The organism is Neobacillus sp. NPDC093182 (assembly GCF_044754045.1).
On the sequence record NZ_JBIVOI010000007.1, the window covers coordinates 140458 to 158519 of the forward strand.

Consider the following 18062-nt stretch of genomic DNA (forward strand, 5'->3'; position numbering starts at 1 on the left):
TTATTGCTGAAATAAGCATTATTCAGCTAATTTTTGGGATAGACTTAAAATTTAGATTTACAACGTTACGAAAAGTTCAATATAAAAATCACAATTAAACAGAATTAAATAGAAATTAGCCAGGTTAGTAAGGATAATATAATAAAATCATATAAAAAATGGAAAGATAGAACTTGTTTTTTGGTTCGTTTGATAACTATCTGATTTTTAAAATGATTTTCCCTTTAGCCCTTCCTGACTCCGCATATTCCATCGCTTTTTGAGCATCCTCAAAAGGAAAAACTCTATCAATTATCGGTTTGATTTTACCAGTCTCAATAAAGTTTGCGATTTTACGCAATTGCTCTCCACTTGGCTTCATAAACAAAAACGAATATTGAACATTATGCTTTTTTTCAAGCGCAGTAAGTTTATGACTTGCTGCTGAAAACAACAACGTTTTAAAAAATCCGGAACCATATTCTTTACCAAAACGAGCATTTGGTAATCCCGAAACGGAAACAATCTTTCCTCCGTCTTTTATCACTTTGAATGATTTTTCGAGTATCTCGCCACCAAGTGTATCAAATACGGCATCATAGTTTTCAAGTATCTCTTCAAATTTTTCTGTCTTGTAATTAATAATTTCATCTGCACCAAGAGATTTTACTAAATTCGTACCGGCTTCACTTGCAGTCGTTGCCACAGTGGCACCCATTAATTTGGCCAATTGAATAGCAAAGGTACCGACACCACCAGCCCCAGCATGAATCAAAATCTTTTGTCCTTTTTGTAATTGCAAAATGTCAATTAACGCTTGATAGGTGGTTAACCCAACCAGTGGGATTGATGCTGCTTCTTCAAAGCTCAAATTTTTAGGTTTTAAGGCGATGTCATCTTCATGAATGGAGATATATTCCGCAAACGTACCGATTTTACTCTTACGTGGACGAGCATAAATTTCGTCACCAGCTTTAAAACGAGTCACTTTTGCGCCAACCTTTGCAACGACACCAGAAAAGTCATTCCCTAAGATAAGAGGCATTTTATAGTTAACTAACAATTTCACTTTCCCATCGCGTATCTTAAAATCAACAGGATTGATACTAGCTGCATGAATTTCTGCGAGTACCTCATATTCACCAATTTCAGGTGTGGGCATTTCTGCCAAACGCATTGGTACTTTCCCGTATTTATCAATAACCATTGCTTTCATAGCCTTTACCTCCAAATAATATATGTTAAAATTCCATCATTTCAATAAAAGTTCTGCATGAACTTATCAATATCCGACACAAGTGTTCTTAATAAACCTAATTCTGTACGTACATTAATATAATAAAAGTTCTTTGTCCCTTCTTTACGCATTAAAATAACTCCGGCATCTCGTAGGACCTTTAGATGATGGGACACAGCAGGTCGAGAAAGATGGGTTTGTTCTGTGATCTCACCCACACGTAATCCTGTTTGACAATCCGTTCCCATTAGAACTAACAAGATCGATTGACGTGTTTCATCACCAATCGCCAATAGTACCTTTTGACAATTAATAAAATCCTCTTTAATAATTTTTAGTTGGTCATGTTTATTCATGTTATTTAATACCTCCAATGATCAGTTGAATCGTTTAAGTTGACGAACCATATGATCGAATACAACTATATACTATGGTTGTATTCGGTGCAATATTGAGAAAGAAAATCGAGACGAATCACTTCTTAGAAATGGCATACCAATTACCTTTAGTGTTCAGGAACTTAAGAAAGGATACTAAGTTTGATGATTCACTGTACTATATGAAACAATTTTCTATTCCACTAACCTGCTTGGTTAGTGTAAGTACATCTTTTCACAAACTTTATTTCACCGTAACATATATATCCAATTATAACGCCATATTCTAAGGATTTTTGTAAGGCAATTTGTATATCAAATTGAGAGTAAAATTGTTTGGGGTGCATTTTCCTATATAAATTTTTGTATAATTTCCGCGCAATGGCTTTACACCAATAAAAAATGAGCGTCAATTCATATACAAATTGACACTCATTTTAACTTACATTTTTAATGTTTACGATAGGACCGGATCCGTTATTTTGACCTTCTATATTTTTGTTATTCAATATAACAAAGCCGAAAACATACAAGAGTTACTAAAAAACTTGAATGTTTTCGGATTAATTTTTCCTGGCGTTTTTACATTAGATTTTACATAACCTTAACATCAACTAAGCAGGTTCTTAACATTGATTTTTTATTCTACCATTAGTGGGGATAGCGTGAGTGGCTATCATGGTATTTGGCGTAGGTGGAGCCATTACTGGCAGTTAAATTTTACATATTTAAGGTTAATTAAAAGGAGTGAATCTGTTTGAAAAGACAATTCGTTAAGTACAAGGGTAAAAAATATATTCTTCTTTACCGATACTCCTCAGATTATTGTGATATCCAAGATTCAAATAGTTCCAATACTATTCTCTTAGTTCACTACTCGGAACTCTCTTGAAAGTTATCATACAAGGAAAGGTCTCCTGTTCGCCTATTAACTTCACGTAATCTATACACTTCGTTTACTAAGCTTTAATATTCAAATGATATGATTGGCCTAACAACAAATGAGGAGGCAATATAAATGAATGTACGTGCAGTATTTATTGATATGGATGGTACACTACTTAAAGCCTCAAACTGCATTTCCCGCCGAAATATGCAAGCCATTTATGGGCTCATAAATCAAGGCGTACAGGTTTTTCTAGCCACTGGCCGGCACTATGAAGTAACCGCACCTTACCATAAAGAAATAGGTTTACGAACACCGATGATCTGTTTGAATGGTGCCGCTATACACGATGAAGAAACAGGATTAATTACCGAGATGAAAACTGTCCGATTGAACGAGGAACGATTTCACCATCTGACCGCTGAAAGTCCTTATAATGTTATGATCCATACAGCAAATGGGCTCTACTGTAAGGAAACAAATGAAGAAATCGATTATTGGACAGAAGTTGGGCAAATTCCGCCACGATATATTGGAGATTTAAGACAGGCGAATTATCAAGATGTCCTTAAATATAGTGTTCGGACTGGGGAACCTAGCCCGCAAATTTCCGCTTTGTTTAAAAAGGAAGCAGAAGTTGTCGATTGGAATGACGGTTTTGAGTTGCTAGCTCCTAATGTTTCCAAATGGTCTGCTATTAAAAGCTTACTTACCGAATTTCGAATTCGTCCAGATGAAGTCGCAGCCATTGGAGACGGACCCAATGATATAGAGATGCTTCGTCATGCAGGTACAGGTGTAGCAATGGGCAACGCTAGCGAAAAGGTAAAAGCTGCAGCTGATTTTGTTACAGGACATCACGAAAGTGATGGATTAGCAGAGTTTATAGAACGATATCTTCTGCAGCCATATAAATCAAATGCGATTTAAATTAATGTAATAAAAAATGACAGGTGCGATTCACCTGTCATTTTTTACTCAATGGTCGCTCTTATGCATTAACTGCCTTAACCAGCTGATTAATTGAATGCAATTTGGCTGATAGCTCATTAAACCATTCTTCATCCCCGGTTGCTAACGCCAAATCAATTAGGAAAAGGATTTGTTCCTTATTGGTAACATTTGCAGCAGGTAGGCGTTTTAGCTCGCTGGTTAATAATGCTACTGTTCTGCCACTTATGTCTTTATTGTCACTTGTTACAATCGTGACCTTTGCCACTCCTTCTAAATTGCTCAGCGAGTCAATATAACCTATAATTAATTCCCCACTCAGCAAATTCCCCTTAACCCAATCACCTGTTTCTAACATTGGAAAATGATTATTACTCAACATAATTTTTCACCCGCTTGGAAAAGTATAGTACTGCTTTAAACATGTTTTTCTACGAAGACCTTCCTCCACTGTAATTTATTTTATTACAGTTAAATTAAGAAGAAACCTGTTGCAAAAGCCCAGCAATTCTTCTTTATTGTTTTTGATTGATAAGATCAACAATTTCTCTAATGGTGTAGTCCTTTAAATATTCACCCAGATGGTCTTCCGCACCTAAAAAAATGGTAAACAAGACACTTTGCATATTTGCCCCCACAATGCACTGTTCATTTGATTCAGGACATTTAGGCTGTAGTGCACCTTCAGAAGTAATTTTATAAATGTCCCAGAGATTAATCTCACTAAGATCTAAAGCAAAAATAAATCCGCCGCCTGTTCCTTCTTTTGACTTAATAAAACCATGTTTTTTTAATAAACTTAATACTTTTCGAATACGAACTGGGTGGACACTGGCACTTTCTGCTATATATTCACTTGTTGACATCCGGTCTGGCTGTAATGCAAGTAGAGTTAAACTGTGAATGGCAAGTGTAAAATCACTGTTCATAACCTGCCTCCTATACATTCATCATTTTTCTATTATAGATATTGCTGCTATTAACTATTATATCATTTACTATACTGTAATGATCAACGTTACAGATTGGACACAACCTAACTTTAATTTATCTCCCGATTAATTTGCCGCTTTTTGCGAATCAATGGTTACAAATGTACGAAGCCCGCGTGGTAAAAACCTGCTTATTTCGTCCTCGTTATATCCAACTTGTAATCTTTTTTCATCTATAATGATTGGCCGTCGCAACATTTTGGGGTTGTTGATTATTAATTTATATAATGCATTAAGCGGCAGAGATTCAATATCGACATTCAATTCTTGAAAAACTTTTGAGTTCGTTGAAATAATTTCGTCCGTCCCTTCTTCTGTCAGGCGAAGAATCGATTTAATCTCATCGATCGTAAGCGGATTAGCTAGTATGTTTCTTTCAATATAATCAATCTGATGTTCCTCAAACCACGCCTTTGTTTTTCGACAAGATCCACAACTTGGTGTTGTAAATACAGTTACCATACCTATACACACTCCCTTTTTATCGTCCAACCATTGCTTAATACCCTAAATGTAATGAAAAGTATTACAGTTAAGAGGCAATAAAAACATGTTATTTACAAATAAATTTAGAGAGCTAAACTCAATGGCTATACTGTAATATTAATTTTTACAGTTGAAAAAGTCAAATGTAATTTTATGGGTAAATGAATTAATTTTTCAGAGTTATTAAAAGAAGTATTTAAAGCTGAATTCATTGATAATTTCAAAAAGGAAAAGGATATTTGAACACATCATCTATATATCTTTCAAGTCGGAAGTGACCATATTAATAATCACTTAGGTTTTAAAGCATACTGATACAAAACCCTAAACCAGGCAACCGCATATATCTACGGAAAGCAGAATGGTTTAAAAAGAATAATGAAAGCCAAGGTAATACTAAGAAACCCATAAAACAAGTTTTAGCATGTATAAAATTCTCTTTTAGCTGTATGGTTTTATTTTTTAGAATCACCTTAGTCTATCATTATCATTCAATGTTTCTGTGGTCCACCGTTAAACAAAATCCTAATAAAATTGAATGAATCGGTTATAGATAGTTCGCGCTTTTTTCGCTTCATTCGTACCGTGAATAATCGCACGGCCATCCTTAAAGAAAACGATTCGATAATCCTCAAATTTACATGAAAGCAAATATTCATTTAATACAGGATTAGTAACGTGATTCTCCAATCTCTCCAACAAGTGAGGGAGGGAATATGTTTTCGGCCTCAGCCCTGGACGAAGTTGGACAGCATCTCTTCCACATAATACATCTGTTTTCATCTGGTTTTCAAACAATAAAAAAGGATGGGATGAATATTCTCCACATGTTGGACAAAGTTTGTTTTTTAACTGAGTCACATTGATCTCCGCTTTTTCATTTTTCCAAATATCCATGGATTGAAGCATCGGAGAAAGTGTTTCACCTGAAAGAATCTGTAAAACTTGTGTAACTTGTAATGCCGCAGTAATTTGAACGATCGGACTTATCACGCCAACGGTATCACAGGTCATCCCATCCATTGGCAAATGATTTAATAAACAGTGTAAACAAGGTGTTTCTCCCGGAATAATCGGATATGTAAGTCCATAACTTCCAACACATGCTCCAAATAGAAACGGAATTCCATGTTTCACAGCTGCATCATTCACAATTAAACTAGTTTCAAAATTATCAGTTGCGTCCACGATCACTGAATGATCTTTTATCAATTCTTCAATATTCAGTCCGTTAACATCCTCAACGAAACTATTAATAATAATTTCGCTGTTGATTTGTTCGAGTCTTGTTTTGGCAGCAATGGCTTTTGGTAATTGATTTTTTACGTCTTCTTCCGTATATAATTGTTGCCTTTGTAAATTGCTCAGATCGACATAATCTCGATCGACGATCGTCAGGCGCCCGATCCCGGCTCTTACTAACATTTCAGCACTTGCAGATCCAAGAGCTCCTGCACCAATGATGATTACACTTGCCTCTTTTATTTTGGCTTGTGCCTTACTACCTAAAAATAACTCTTGTCTCGAATACCGATTTGTCAAGATGTCACCATCCCAGTTGTTGGACTGCTCGCTACCGCATACTCCTTTTCTTCTATTCTTCCAGCTTCAAATCCTAATCTCCCTGCTGTTACTGCCAAATTCATTGCCTGAGCCATTTTAACAGGATCTTTCGCACCTGAAACGGCCGTATTTAGTAACACTCCGTCCGCACCAAGCTCCATCGCAAAGGCTGCATCTTTAGGAGAACCAATACCCGCATCAATGATCACCGGAATCGAAGACTGTTCAATAATAAACTTTAAGTAAAGTGGATTGATAATTCCCTTACCAGAACCAATCGGTGATGCAGCTGGCATAACAGCGTGTACCCCAAGTTCTTCAAGACGTCTTGCTAATACAACATCATCGGATGTATAAGGCAAAACAATAAATCCTTCTTCCAATAATATTTCTGAGGCCTTTAATGTTTCAACAGGATCTGGTAAAAGTGTTCGATCATCTCCAATTACTTCTACTTTAATCATGTCACATAATCCAGAAGCTTTTGCCAGTTTCGCAATCCGCACCGCCTCTTCAGCTGTTTTGGCACCAGCCGTATTAGGAAGAAGCGTATATTTAGACAAATCTAGTTGTTCAAGAAAATTGGGCTGCTTATCTGAAAAAATATTCATTCTTCTAACAGCAAAGGTTAAAATTTCTGCTTCGGATACTTCTACCGCCTTTTTTTGAATTTCAAATGATGGATATTTACCAGTTCCTAATAAAAGTCTTGATTGAAATGTACGATCGGCTATTTTTAACATGTTTCATCCTCCTCCTACAAAATGAATAATTTCAACGGCATCCCCATGCGAGAGACTCATTGTTTTATAGTTTTCTTTCATGACAATTTCCTTGTTGACCTCAACTATGACAATACGGTTTTCTAAATGATAGTGGGAAAGTAATTGTTCCACCGTATTGACTCCCTCTAGAAGGTCAACACTCTTTCCATTTAATGTAATGGACATTTTTTCACCTACTTAACAGCAATGGCTGATGGCGGTCGATTTTAAAGGCCTCCACCCATTCGCTTTTTATTTGTCTTTTAAGTATCAAATCACGAATCATTTGCCCCGTTGCAGGAGCAAGCAGGATTCCATTTCGATAATGCCCTGTAGCAAATAATATCCCTTCTTCTTCAGGATGGTGCCCGATGAATGGTTTTTGATCAAATGTTTGCGGACGTAGTCCAGCCCAAAATGAATCCATTTTCATATCTGCAACAGTCGGAAGCATCGTTTTTGCCTTCGCAATGATAGTTTCAATCCCACTGAGACTAACTCTTTCATTCCAGTCATTCTCAATCATGGTAGCTCCAATCACAAGCCTTCCGTTATTTCTCGGCACAATATAGCAGTGATCATGAAAGATTGTATGTTTTAAAGTCGCTTTTTCATCAATTACAGAAAGGCATTCCCCTTTTACAGGAGTCAATTGATGGTCTAACCCAAGCTGTTTAAAAAATGTTGTACTCCAAACCCCGCTGGCAACCACAACATGCTTAGCTTCAACATGACTTGTTGCTGTTTGGATCAAGAAGCTATGATCTTTCTTTTGAATATCTAGTACAGGGGAAAATTCGAAAAGAGAAGCCCCAAGCATTTGGGCACTTTTGGCAAATGCCTGGCAAACGGCATTTGGCATAACATTGACATCTTCTTCAATGTAGGCTGCTCCTAATAGATTGGAAGAAACATCTGGTTCCATCTCCCATACTGCCTCTTTATCGAGCCATTTTACAGTCGGTTGAGATAAGATGGACCGAAGCCCATTTGTATCAGGTTCATTATAAGCAAGCTTTAAAATCCCACCTTTTCCGTACCCTATATCGAAACCGCTCACATGTTTTAATTCTTCTTTAAGTTGGGAATAGGCATTCTGACTGCTTCTTGCAAATGGGAAAAACACCTCAAAATCCTCGTCACATTCAGAGTGAGCGCCAAGCATTCCACCTGCAGCACTTGTCGATTTCGAACCTATTTGGTTGCCTTCAAACAATGCTGCATTCATCTTTTCCTTTGCTAAATAGTAAGCAATTGAGCAACCAATTATTCCGCCTCCAATTATGGCTACTTCAAATTTTTGATTCATGTTTTATCGCCTCATAATACTTTTTTGTTGAAGAGAATGGATCTTCTGCGGAAAAAATTCCTGACATCACCGCTATACCATCTGCTTTCACTTGTTGCAAAGTATCTATTTTATTTAATGTAATACCACCAATAGCATAAATAGGAATCCTTAGCTCTTCTTTCATTTTGAGAAAAGGCTGAATCCCATTTGGAGTCTTTCCTTTTTTACTATTCGTCTCAAAGCAATGACCATATAAAACATAGTCCGCGCCATCTCTTTCCGCTATCTTTGCTCCCTCATAAGAATGAACAGAGCGTCCAACCCTTATATGAGGAAAATTTTGTTTAACCATTTTTACAGGAAGACCTTTTTCTGGTAAGTGAACACTTTGGATACCCAATAACAAAGCAATATCCAAACGGTCATTTAGGATGATTTTATCTTTATCAACACCACCCTCCTCCATATACTGTAGCAAGGTGATGATTTCATGAACTGTTTTTGATTTTTCGCGTATTTGGACAAAATCGATCTTATCTATTAACCCAATAATCTTAGATGCCAGAACACGTACTGATTGCCTATCATCTGTTACTGCCATTAGCTTCACGTTTATCTCTCCTTAAATCCAATTAAAAACCTTAGACACCTCCTTAAAGAAATCAAATAGTATCGATCCTATCAGCATTTTTTTCAATAAAAAAACCACTTTCCTAAATTAGAAAAGTGGTTTGGTTTGAAATTTGTTCACATGCAAACAAGTACAAACATTCGCTACTTTCCTACGCAGGTTCTAACCTGTTCAGGTTTTGAGGGTTTAAAAAGTAACTACTTTATTCTCAGCCCTTATCAAGGGATCCCCTAGCAATTGAATTATTCAGTTTATTTGATTATTCAGAGTACAACCGTAATTCTAATACAATAATTGGAATGTTTCAAGTGAATTCGATTCTATTTTAATCCAATTTTAAATACTATTTCTTTTGTTCTAGTTTATATAGAACAGATGTGTTATACTATATGTAGAACAGATTTGGAAGGAAAGAAAATGATGATTAGAATTGAACCCGACTCTGACATTCCTATTTATGAGCAAATATCCAATCAAATTGTCGAAGGAATCGCTCGAGGTTTGATTCAACCAGGTCAAACGCTGCCTTCAGTGAGGGCTTTTGCATCTGACCTTGGCGTTAACATGCATACCGTTAACAAAAGCTATCACCTATTAGAGAAAAAAGGAATCATCAAGATTGTTCCAAAATCTGGCGCGATTATCTCTTCTCCTCAAGGTTTCAGTGAATCCTCTTTCGATCGACTAAAAAATGAATAATACATGAAAAAGCTGGACAGGCCACATAAATACAAAATTTGTTCTTTTACTCATACTCACCATTTAGGATCCGTAAGAAAACTCCCTTCTACGCTTGGAGGGAGTTTTCTGTATTTATCCCTTATGATTGATCAGAATTTGCGAACTTCTGTACTTTAATTACTCATCCAACTTCAATCTCTTCTTGATTAGAATACGATTCGTCAAGAAGATTTTTCCACTGTTCATACAATGTATTAGCTGTCTCATAGTCTTCGTAGTCCAGTGGCAGGTCTTCCTTTAATCTTTCGTTTAATTCGGAATACATTCCTTCCCATATCTCTAAGATTTCGTTATCAACAAGGTTTGATAACCTCAGTTTACTTTTATTCCAATTGGAATACAGGTTATTACACCATTCCAACAAAGTTTCTCGGTATTGGTTTAGTTCCTCCAAATCAATATATGGTTCAGATTCACTCTCGATCTCTTCACGATGAGCGTTTGGTTGTAAATCATCCTCATTTGTTTGGATATGTCCATCCATCTCCACATGATTTTCAGATTGGACTTCAAGCTCTTCCGGATAAGCAATTGATTCTCTATAAAGCAGTTCCCATTGTTCATATAAATTTTTTGCAGTTTCATAGTCCTCGATGTCGGCATTTTTTTCTTCCCATAACTTCGCTTTTAATTGGCGGCAAGATTCTTCCCATTCCTTTATGATTTCGATGTCATATAGTTTTGAAAACCTCGGTTTCATACTTTCCCAATTTTCCTCAACAGCATAACACCATTCCAACAAATCATCCCGGTAATGTTTTTCTTCATTCATTTTCATACATTCCCCCACCTAATTTGTATATTTCAACATTTTCATTCACTAATGATTTGGTCATTTGTCACACACTAAATAACCACAATCTCATACTATGTACCTTGATTGTCCCAGGATTAGACCAATACCCATATGCAAATATATGACTTCAGTCAACCGGAAAAACAAGAAAAACTCCCTTGATGAAGGGAGCTATGGCACGACAATCCTATTAAATTATTTTTGAATCGCACGATCTAGAAAGTTTTGTAGTCTTTTCTTATATTCTTCCTCAGCAACCGTATATGCCTCGGTGTGACCTGCACCTTTCACAATCCACAAGTCTTTTTCACTAGAAGCAGCTTCATAAATTTCAGTTCCCATTTCAGTTGGAACGAGCTCATCCTGGTCGCCATGAATAATAAACAATGGAAGTTTATTTTTCTTTACGCTCTCTAATGCAGACGCCTCATCAAAGGTATAGCCCGCTCTAATTTTTGTAATGACACTCGTTACTTCCATGAGCGGAAAGGCTGGAAGATGGTAGAGATATTTTAATTGATGAGATAACTCTGCCTTAACGGTTGTATAACCACTGTCTGCGATAATTCCTTTTACTTCTTTAGGGAGATTTTCACCGGAAGTCATGAGGACGGTTGCGGCCCCCATTGAAAATCCGTGGAGGAATATACTATTCTCTTTTTTCTCTTTGATTAAAAAGTCAATCCAATCGACATAATCCTTCCGGTCATGCCAGCCGTACCCGATATAGTCCCCTTCACTCATACCATGTCCTCTGGCATCAGGCTTTAAAACATCATATCCCATATCATAGTAATCCTTTGTAATCCCTGGCATTTGTTCGCTGTTTCCCTTATAACCATGTGCCAAAATGACCACTTTGCCGTTAGAATGAGGGTTCTTCAAAAAGCGCCCTTTTAGCCTGAAGCCATCATATGATTTCAATTGAACGATTTCAAATGGCTGCTGCTCCGTCCATTTCATTAACTCCGCTATCTTTGCCTGCTGTTCTTCTGACCCTTCAATACTAGCAGCTGCCGCAGAGCTTCCTCCTCCGTGCAGGTCTGGTCCTTCTTGGCTCCGATTGATGCCGACATTATAGAAATAATTCCCGGCTATTCCCATTCCTATTATAAAAATTAAAACAATTGCTATCCCTATTCTTGTTAATCTCTTCTTCAACTTAATTCTCCTTTATCTACTATTCTCTCAGGTAAGTATTAAGGTTCCTTTCACTGAGTCTGTAAAAGGATGAAACTAATATTTTAATATTATAATGAAATAGAAAATAAATGTGGTGAAATCTTTAAAAAGGCACCCGAAAAAGTGCCAGGCACCATCCTTTTAATAAGATGGTGCCTGGCACTCTTTTAGGATTTCATCATCATTGTTGCCTGTTCCCAAATCATCCGTTCCTTACGGTTTGGATCATTTTCTACTGCACTTTCTATATTAAAAATCATAGTAGATCGGTCGCTCAAATTATACTGAGGCCATTCAGGAAGGCTTTCTGAATTTGGATTGCCGCTTCGCGCAAAGTTTATCCACGCCTGATGCATTTGACTGGCTACCAATTGGCGTTCTGGAGAAGACCCTGTGAAATTTTCCGTATTTGGCGTATCTAGTGTATTATTACCCTTCTCCTCTCAATTTAGAAGTTTTCGTACAATCTTCTAAGCTGCCATTAAAAAATATTCGAGAAGGAGAAGGAATTTTCCTGTTATTTACAAAAAAGTATTAAATTAAATATGTCCTTTATTGGAACGATACGGTTTATTTGTAGAACCTGTACGCTTTTTTGTAGAAACTGTATGGTTTTTCGTAGAAGCTGTACACTTTATTGTATAAACTGTACGGTTTTTCGTAGAAGCTGTACACTTTATTGTATAAACTGTACGGTTTATCATAAAGCTCTACACTATATTGTAAAAATACTACACTTTATCATTGGTTTTGCTGTTTTATTAAAATTCCCATTGGAATATACGTGATGATAAATACAATAATAGCCGCTATCTCAAGACTAATGTAATAGATAATCCCGCTGCCGAAGAATGAAAGTAAGGTTTCTGTTTCCGATGGGCTGGCTAAAAAGAAAAAATTAGTGCCGAGCAGCCGATTCAAGAAAAATATGGGTACTGCAATCACATTTAAGGTAAGGTAGCTGGTGATAACCGCTTTTCTTGGAACTCTGTACCCTTCAAAGAGAATAAAGTACAACACAGCTAATGGGATGGCTGAATGGTGAAGGAAATATTTTAAGAAACGAAAATGAGGAAATTGGTAGACGATATCGGGTGTAACCATACTTAAAATGGCTGGAAGAAGTCCGATAAAAAATAACAGATTAAACACTTTCTGATTGGGTTTCATAAATAAAAACAGAGATAAAAACGTACTCAAAGAACAAAGCTGTAACGGGAGATCGGCCACTTCCCATTGGTTCGTTAGGATTAACCACAAATGGAAGGAAACTTCACAAAGTACTAATGTCGTAAATAAGGTCCATTTTATGATATTTTTATATGATTTAAGACTTTTCCTGTAATACACCAAAAGAAAACAGGTTAGAAAAAAGAGAATTAACGTCATAACATGGGGCATTGAAAAGAATGTGAAAGTCTGCATTCCGGTAACAGAAAACATGATAACAACCACCTCTTTTCTGAAGAATTCAAGAGTAATAAGAATATATGACTGCCATAGTCCGTACTAGACGTTGATGGACAATGATTTATATAAAATAAAAGCCCCAAACTCACATAAAAGAGTTTGGGGCGTTAACTAGTTGGCAACTGTATTTTTGCTCATGTTATTGGTTTGATGAATGATAAGCGCTGCAATTCCTTGAATGATGGTTTTAACAATAACTTGACCTAGAATTGCTGCTGGAACAGCTTCCCATGGAAGGAAGTTTGCACCTAACGGGCTTAGACCAAGAACCACGAATATCGCTGAATCCAAGATTCCTCCGACAATTCCGCTGTAAAGAACACGTAAGCTCATTGGCAATTTGAGTCTTGAATAAATTTCTGTATCGGTTGTTTCTGCAATCGCGAAAGTAACTGCAGATGCTAAAACGATGATTAGGGTGTCCCCTAGAATGGATGAAACTACTGCCGATAATAGCAGTGCTAATCCAATAAACATGTACGTTTTCTTTCTGCCGTACTTGTTTTGTACGAGGTCACGAAAGATAAATGTTGCCCCGATTAAAAATGTTCCCATTGGAACGATGAACATACCCATAGTTAATGGTGCGAATGCTGCGGTTACAACGTTTGCAGCAACGATTGAAACTAAATACAATAGTATTCTCACAAATACCACTCTCCCTTTACAATCTAAGATGAATAACAAAAAAACAGCACCTCTAAGAGAAATGCTGCTTCGTCTTAGTTTTTTTAACGAGGGGTGCTACAACCTCGACCACAGTTTGCGGATTTTTATTTAGGATTTATTTATTTTACACTTTTTCAATCCATCTGTCGATAACTTTGTGAAGAGATATTAATTGCTTATCTAATAGATTTAGAGATTTTCATAATCGGTGGAATCTGCTGTTTTCTCTCCGTTCCAATCCAAACTAAACCAAGAATAATGACTAATCCACCAACGATTTGTGTAATCCAAATGGATTCATTAAAGAATAACGCACCCGCCAAAGCAGCCGCAGCTGGTACGAAATAACGGAAGAAATTTGATTTGGCTGCGCCTACATGTTTCATACAGATATTCCAAACAACAAAGGCAGCCACTGTGCATAGTAACACATTGTAAGCTACGGCTCCCCATGTGATGAGTGAAAGATGATCCCATTGGATACTACTCCATTTATTCAAGGTAAATGGAAGTAAAAATAGTGAACCAAATAAAACGTACCACGTGGTTACACGAAGAGGTGAGTACTTCTTCATCAGTGGCATGCACGCCAAATTAAATAGTGCCCCGATCAAGCTGATTGCTAAAGCAATGTAGTTTCCTAGCATATACTGAGAACTGAGATCAAAGCCATCTTTTCCCCCTAGGATAATCAGTGTTACCCCCACTAAGGCTATAAATCCGCCAATTGCCACTCTGAAGGTTATTTTTTCTCGAGTAAATAACGGTGCAAAAAGAGCAGCAAAAATGGGCCATGGTGCAACATTTAATAAAGAAGCATTCGCAAGGGTTGTATATTTGATAGAGTACATAACCATGATTTCTAACGCGGTGACGCCAATTAAACCGATAATAGCTAGTTTTAATAAATCACGTTTCTCCACTTTTACACTGCCTTCTGTCCACTTTAAAATGAGAAATAAGACAGGCAAGGCTAGACCAAATCGAAGAAATACAAACACCTCAGCAGGAAATACGTCCATTGCCCAACGGGAAACTCCAAAATTGATCCCCCAAATAATCGATACAAAAATTAATCCTAAATAATAAAACGTATTTGATGTCATGTTTTCGCCATCCATTCACCCTAAAAATAAACACATGCAACTATTATCTCAAAGAAACGTTACCAAACACTAGTAAAATTTTCAGAACAGCAAGAAAAATAAATTCAAAGAGTCCCTGTTTTGGTAAATGAAAGATTAAAAGCCGGCTATTCCTTCCATTAATATGGAGGTAAGCCGGCTTTTTATCAAATCTTCAACGTTTCAGCGAACACGAATACTTATAATCCCGCCATACTCAGCAAAAAAAAAGGTTATATCCAAGCATTCTTACTTCATATCCCGCTGAGGTGAATCGCAGAATAATAAATAGAATAATTGCTAATACAATTGCAATAACAAATCCCATATGAACACTCATACCTGGGAATAACTTAGGCAGCCATGCTCCCTGGTCAAGCATCGGATCATTTTCGTAAAAATAAGGAAAAGAAAATTTGAGCAAGATATCCAATCCATGTTTCCTTAGTAGACCATTAAATCATGAAATTTATTATCCTGTGGCTCCTATTGAATGAGGATCTTTCTTTTCCCTTACTCGATTAATGATAAAAAGTCCAAACATTAATATAAATGCCGCACAAACCAACACGCTGGGAATAATGAAGATTCGAGGATGGTAACCAGGAATTAAAAATGGTAGAACATAACCGATCAAAGCCGCGGTCTGAGATAAGAAAACATATAAGCTTGAACCAAATCCAATACGGGTATTAAACATGCGCTGTACATACCCCATCGCTACCCCGTACAAAACAGAGACGAAGAAGGAATAAAGGGGCTGAACGAGAAAGAACACCCAAATCGGCGGATTTACAGAGTACAATATATATGTTGTTAGAGCACATAAGCTGCCGATAATGATCACCGGTTTACTACCGAATTTATTTGCCCAATATCCAGCCACCGTCATAAAGAGTAATTCAAAAACGGCCTGAATACTCCACAAGTAAGACATTAGTTGAGGTTCTTTAAACAATTGAAAGACAACAAGCGGCAAATAGAGTCCTCGTAATGCGTCGGCACATGCGAGCAAAAGAAGAGCAAAAAGCATAACAAGGGAGAATGATTCACCTTTTACAGATGAAATTGATGCTGGTTCCGCATACTCTTTGTAAAATATAAGAACAACAAACAATGTTGCATATCCAAAAAAGTTCCCCCACAGAACACTTTTAAAATCACCGATGATATATAAATTTGCTCCTACTAGCAATCCAGTAAAAAAACCTACACTTAACATGGCGCGAAGCCAGATTTGCGCCATTTCATAAATGTCAGGAGCAAGCGTCATAAAATGATTTCGTGCCATTGCAAAAAACTGCCCCATTATGAGTCCAGATGGCGCAACAGCAAATACCATACCAATCAGTGTTTCCACATAGGTTGTCGCATTCATATAAATGAGTAACCCGGTCATACAAAGGATACAGGCAATGATAGGCGGAGGCTTCTTTCGTTTAATCTTATCGCTGATTATACCAATCAGAATGGTGGTAACCATGTTTAGCAATAACGAAATTGAAAAAATCGAGACGATTTCAATTTTGGATAAACCTATTTCATCACGCATATAAACTGCGTTCATCGGAGCCAATATACCTGTGCCAATGCCATACAAAAAAATACCAATAAAAAGAATCCACGCTCCTTTGATTTTCAAAAATAATTTAAATTCAGTCATTATTGTCACTTTTTTCATCACCTTCACGGGTAATAGTTTTTATAGTGCACCTTTTTATATTGAAAACATGACCAACTGGGCTATAAACCAATTTGCAATATAGTCTTTGAGAGGGAGAAAAACCACGACTTAAAACATATCTTAAAAAGAGACCATGAAAAACTTGTCATGGTCTTTTCTGCCGCTATATTCCACTTTAGTCAAACGAAATTTCAATCCCTTTTTCACTGGACTCATAAATTCCACATAAAATCTTCATCATCTCTAAGCCATCTTCCACTGGACTTAAGGTCTCTGTTTCACCTAAACAGGTTAATACAAAGTGATCAATTTCATTTTGGAAGCCTTGAACGAAGTCAAAGGTTAACGAATCTACCTGAGGAGTAACATTCAAAATTGTATTATGCTTTTCTGTGATAATGGATAATTCTGGTTCAACTTCTACCCCTCCCTTTTCTCCATATAGTTTGACGGTAATTTCATCTTTTTTTGCATGAAGGGTGAAACTTACGTCTACCATTAAAGAAGCACCATTTTCAAAACGGATCAAGGCATTTGCCATGTCTTCAACCGTATTTTTTTCTGGATCATAGTCTGCTGCTTTGTAGAATGATAGATTTTTAACATTAGAGCGGTTCCCTAGTTTATAATATGTATTCCCAGTGATGCTCTTAACTTTTGGTTTCCCCATTAAATACCAGCATATATCTATCACGTGTACACCAATATCAATTAAAGGGCCCCCACCTGATCTTTCTTTATCTGAGAACCATCCACCTGGATTCCCTAATCTTCTTAAACATGATGCTTTCGCATAATAAATCTCACCAAGTTCATCCGTATCAATAAACTCTTTTAATATCTTTGTATTTGATGCATATCTTCTAACAAAACCAACTTGAAGAACTTTTCCTGTTTGTTTAACAGTTTCTTGAATTTTCTTTGCCTCTTCTACAGTGGTACATAATGGCTTTTCAACTAGAACGTGTTTCCCTGCGTTTAATGCTGCAATGGCGATTTCCGCATGAGAGTTGTTCCATGTACATATACTCACGGCATCAATCTCTTTATTGGCTAGTAATGAAGGATAATCTCCATAAAAGGTTGCTGCACCATATTGTTTTGCTTTTTCTTCAGCTCTTTCTTCATTCATGTCACATACTGCATATAACTCGACTCTTTCATTTTTTACATATGACTGCAAATGCATATCCGAGATTGAACCAGCACCGATTACTCCTATTTTTAGTTTACCCATTC

19 protein-coding genes, 2 pseudogenes and 1 riboswitch are annotated in these 18062 nt (G+C 36.7%); of the genes and pseudogenes, 2 read left to right on the plus strand and 19 right to left on the minus strand.

The window, feature by feature from the left end; genetic code table 11:
- Nucleotides 1–196: 196 nt before the first annotated feature.
- Both ACIQAA_RS14420 and ACIQAA_RS14425 read right to left on the minus strand, forming a co-directional pair.
- On the minus strand, nucleotides 197–1195 hold the full coding sequence (locus ACIQAA_RS14420; RefSeq protein ID WP_402620604.1) for an NADP-dependent oxidoreductase: 999 nt from the start codon (nucleotides 1193–1195) through the stop codon (nucleotides 197–199).
- A gap of 41 nt (nucleotides 1196–1236) precedes the next feature.
- Nucleotides 1237–1572, minus strand: coding sequence for an ArsR/SmtB family transcription factor (locus ACIQAA_RS14425; protein ID WP_335397594.1), 336 nt, complete (start codon nucleotides 1570–1572; stop codon nucleotides 1237–1239).
- Nucleotides 1573–2611: 1039 nt separating this feature from the next.
- On the opposite strand from ACIQAA_RS14425, the gene ACIQAA_RS14430 reads away from it, so the two are divergent.
- Nucleotides 2612–3409 (plus strand): HAD family hydrolase, encoded by a 798-nt coding sequence (locus ACIQAA_RS14430; RefSeq protein WP_402620608.1) that lies wholly within the window; start codon nucleotides 2612–2614, stop codon nucleotides 3407–3409.
- Nucleotides 3410–3470: 61 nt separating this feature from the next.
- On the opposite strand, the gene ACIQAA_RS14435 is transcribed toward ACIQAA_RS14430, so the two are convergent.
- The 8 genes from ACIQAA_RS14435 to ACIQAA_RS14470 form a co-directional block, all read right to left on the minus strand.
- On the minus strand, nucleotides 3471–3812 hold the full coding sequence (locus ACIQAA_RS14435) for an IDEAL domain-containing protein (RefSeq protein WP_402620610.1): 342 nt from the start codon (nucleotides 3810–3812) through the stop codon (nucleotides 3471–3473).
- 133 nt (nucleotides 3813–3945) lie between these two features.
- The gene (locus tag ACIQAA_RS14440; RefSeq protein ID WP_402620613.1) at nucleotides 3946–4359 is read right to left on the minus strand and encodes an RrF2 family transcriptional regulator; all 414 of its coding nucleotides are present in this window, start codon (nucleotides 4357–4359) and stop codon (nucleotides 3946–3948) included.
- A gap of 129 nt (nucleotides 4360–4488) precedes the next feature.
- Nucleotides 4489–4884 carry a transcriptional regulator SpxA gene (gene spxA / locus ACIQAA_RS14445; RefSeq protein ID WP_402620616.1) on the minus strand — a complete coding sequence of 132 codons (396 nt, stop codon included), beginning with the start codon at nucleotides 4882–4884 and terminating at the stop codon, nucleotides 4489–4491.
- A 549-nt stretch (nucleotides 4885–5433) separates the two neighbouring features.
- Nucleotides 5434–6450 (minus strand): ThiF family adenylyltransferase, encoded by a 1017-nt coding sequence (locus tag ACIQAA_RS14450; protein ID WP_402620619.1) that lies wholly within the window; start codon nucleotides 6448–6450, stop codon nucleotides 5434–5436.
- Nucleotides 6447–7214, minus strand: coding sequence for a thiazole synthase (locus ACIQAA_RS14455; RefSeq protein ID WP_402620622.1), 768 nt, complete (start codon nucleotides 7212–7214; stop codon nucleotides 6447–6449). The genes ACIQAA_RS14450 and ACIQAA_RS14455 overlap by 4 nt, the downstream gene beginning before the upstream one ends.
- Before the next feature lie 3 nt (nucleotides 7215–7217).
- Entirely contained in the window at nucleotides 7218–7421 is a 204-nt protein-coding gene (gene thiS, locus ACIQAA_RS14460) for a sulfur carrier protein ThiS (RefSeq protein WP_402620624.1), read from the minus strand.
- A 4-nt stretch (nucleotides 7422–7425) separates the two neighbouring features.
- Nucleotides 7426–8544 carry a glycine oxidase ThiO gene (gene thiO, locus ACIQAA_RS14465; protein ID WP_402620627.1) on the minus strand — a complete coding sequence of 373 codons (1119 nt, stop codon included), beginning with the start codon at nucleotides 8542–8544 and terminating at the stop codon, nucleotides 7426–7428.
- Nucleotides 8528–9127, minus strand: coding sequence for a thiamine phosphate synthase (locus ACIQAA_RS14470; protein WP_402621003.1), 600 nt, complete (start codon nucleotides 9125–9127; stop codon nucleotides 8528–8530). Before ACIQAA_RS14470 ends, thiO begins: the two co-directional genes overlap by 17 nt.
- 161 nt (nucleotides 9128–9288) lie before the next feature.
- Nucleotides 9289–9399: riboswitch (TPP riboswitch) on the minus strand.
- A 175-nt stretch (nucleotides 9400–9574) separates the two neighbouring features.
- On the opposite strand from ACIQAA_RS14470, the pseudogene ACIQAA_RS14475 reads away from it, so the two are divergent.
- Nucleotides 9575–9817: pseudogene (locus ACIQAA_RS14475) on the plus strand (GntR family transcriptional regulator); the annotation flags it as partial.
- A 202-nt stretch (nucleotides 9818–10019) separates the two neighbouring features.
- Here ACIQAA_RS14475 and ACIQAA_RS14480 read toward each other — a convergent pair.
- The 9 genes and pseudogenes from ACIQAA_RS14480 to ACIQAA_RS14520 all read right to left on the minus strand — a co-directional run bounded on the left by ACIQAA_RS14480 (nucleotide 10020) and on the right by ACIQAA_RS14520 (nucleotide 18060).
- Nucleotides 10020–10676: a hypothetical protein gene (locus ACIQAA_RS14480; RefSeq protein WP_402620630.1), complete on the minus strand. Its 657-nt coding sequence runs from the start codon at nucleotides 10674–10676 to the stop codon at nucleotides 10020–10022.
- Nucleotides 10677–10889: 213 nt separating this feature from the next.
- Nucleotides 10890–11855, minus strand: a complete 966-nt coding sequence (locus ACIQAA_RS14485) for an alpha/beta hydrolase (protein WP_402620633.1) — start codon at nucleotides 11853–11855, stop codon at nucleotides 10890–10892.
- Nucleotides 11856–12043: 188 nt separating this feature from the next.
- Nucleotides 12044–12277, minus strand: a pseudogene (locus ACIQAA_RS14490) (carboxylesterase family protein); the annotation flags it as partial.
- 340 nt (nucleotides 12278–12617) lie between these two features.
- Complete coding sequence (locus ACIQAA_RS14495) at nucleotides 12618–13319, minus strand: YwaF family protein (protein WP_402620635.1); 702 nt, start codon at nucleotides 13317–13319, stop codon at nucleotides 12618–12620.
- A 138-nt stretch (nucleotides 13320–13457) separates the two neighbouring features.
- On the minus strand, nucleotides 13458–13994 hold the full coding sequence (locus tag ACIQAA_RS14500; RefSeq protein WP_402620638.1) for a VUT family protein: 537 nt from the start codon (nucleotides 13992–13994) through the stop codon (nucleotides 13458–13460).
- Between the two features lie 197 nt (nucleotides 13995–14191).
- Nucleotides 14192–15121: a DMT family transporter gene (locus ACIQAA_RS14505; RefSeq protein ID WP_402620641.1), complete on the minus strand. Its 930-nt coding sequence runs from the start codon at nucleotides 15119–15121 to the stop codon at nucleotides 14192–14194.
- A gap of 235 nt (nucleotides 15122–15356) precedes the next feature.
- The gene (locus tag ACIQAA_RS14510) at nucleotides 15357–15563 is read right to left on the minus strand and encodes a hypothetical protein (protein ID WP_402620643.1); all 207 of its coding nucleotides are present in this window, start codon (nucleotides 15561–15563) and stop codon (nucleotides 15357–15359) included.
- Nucleotides 15564–15611: 48 nt separating this feature from the next.
- Nucleotides 15612–16820: an MFS transporter gene (locus ACIQAA_RS14515; protein WP_402620647.1), complete on the minus strand. Its 1209-nt coding sequence runs from the start codon at nucleotides 16818–16820 to the stop codon at nucleotides 15612–15614.
- A gap of 178 nt (nucleotides 16821–16998) precedes the next feature.
- Nucleotides 16999–18060: a Gfo/Idh/MocA family protein gene (locus ACIQAA_RS14520; protein ID WP_402620650.1), complete on the minus strand. Its 1062-nt coding sequence runs from the start codon at nucleotides 18058–18060 to the stop codon at nucleotides 16999–17001.
- Nucleotides 18061–18062 lie beyond the last annotated feature (2 nt).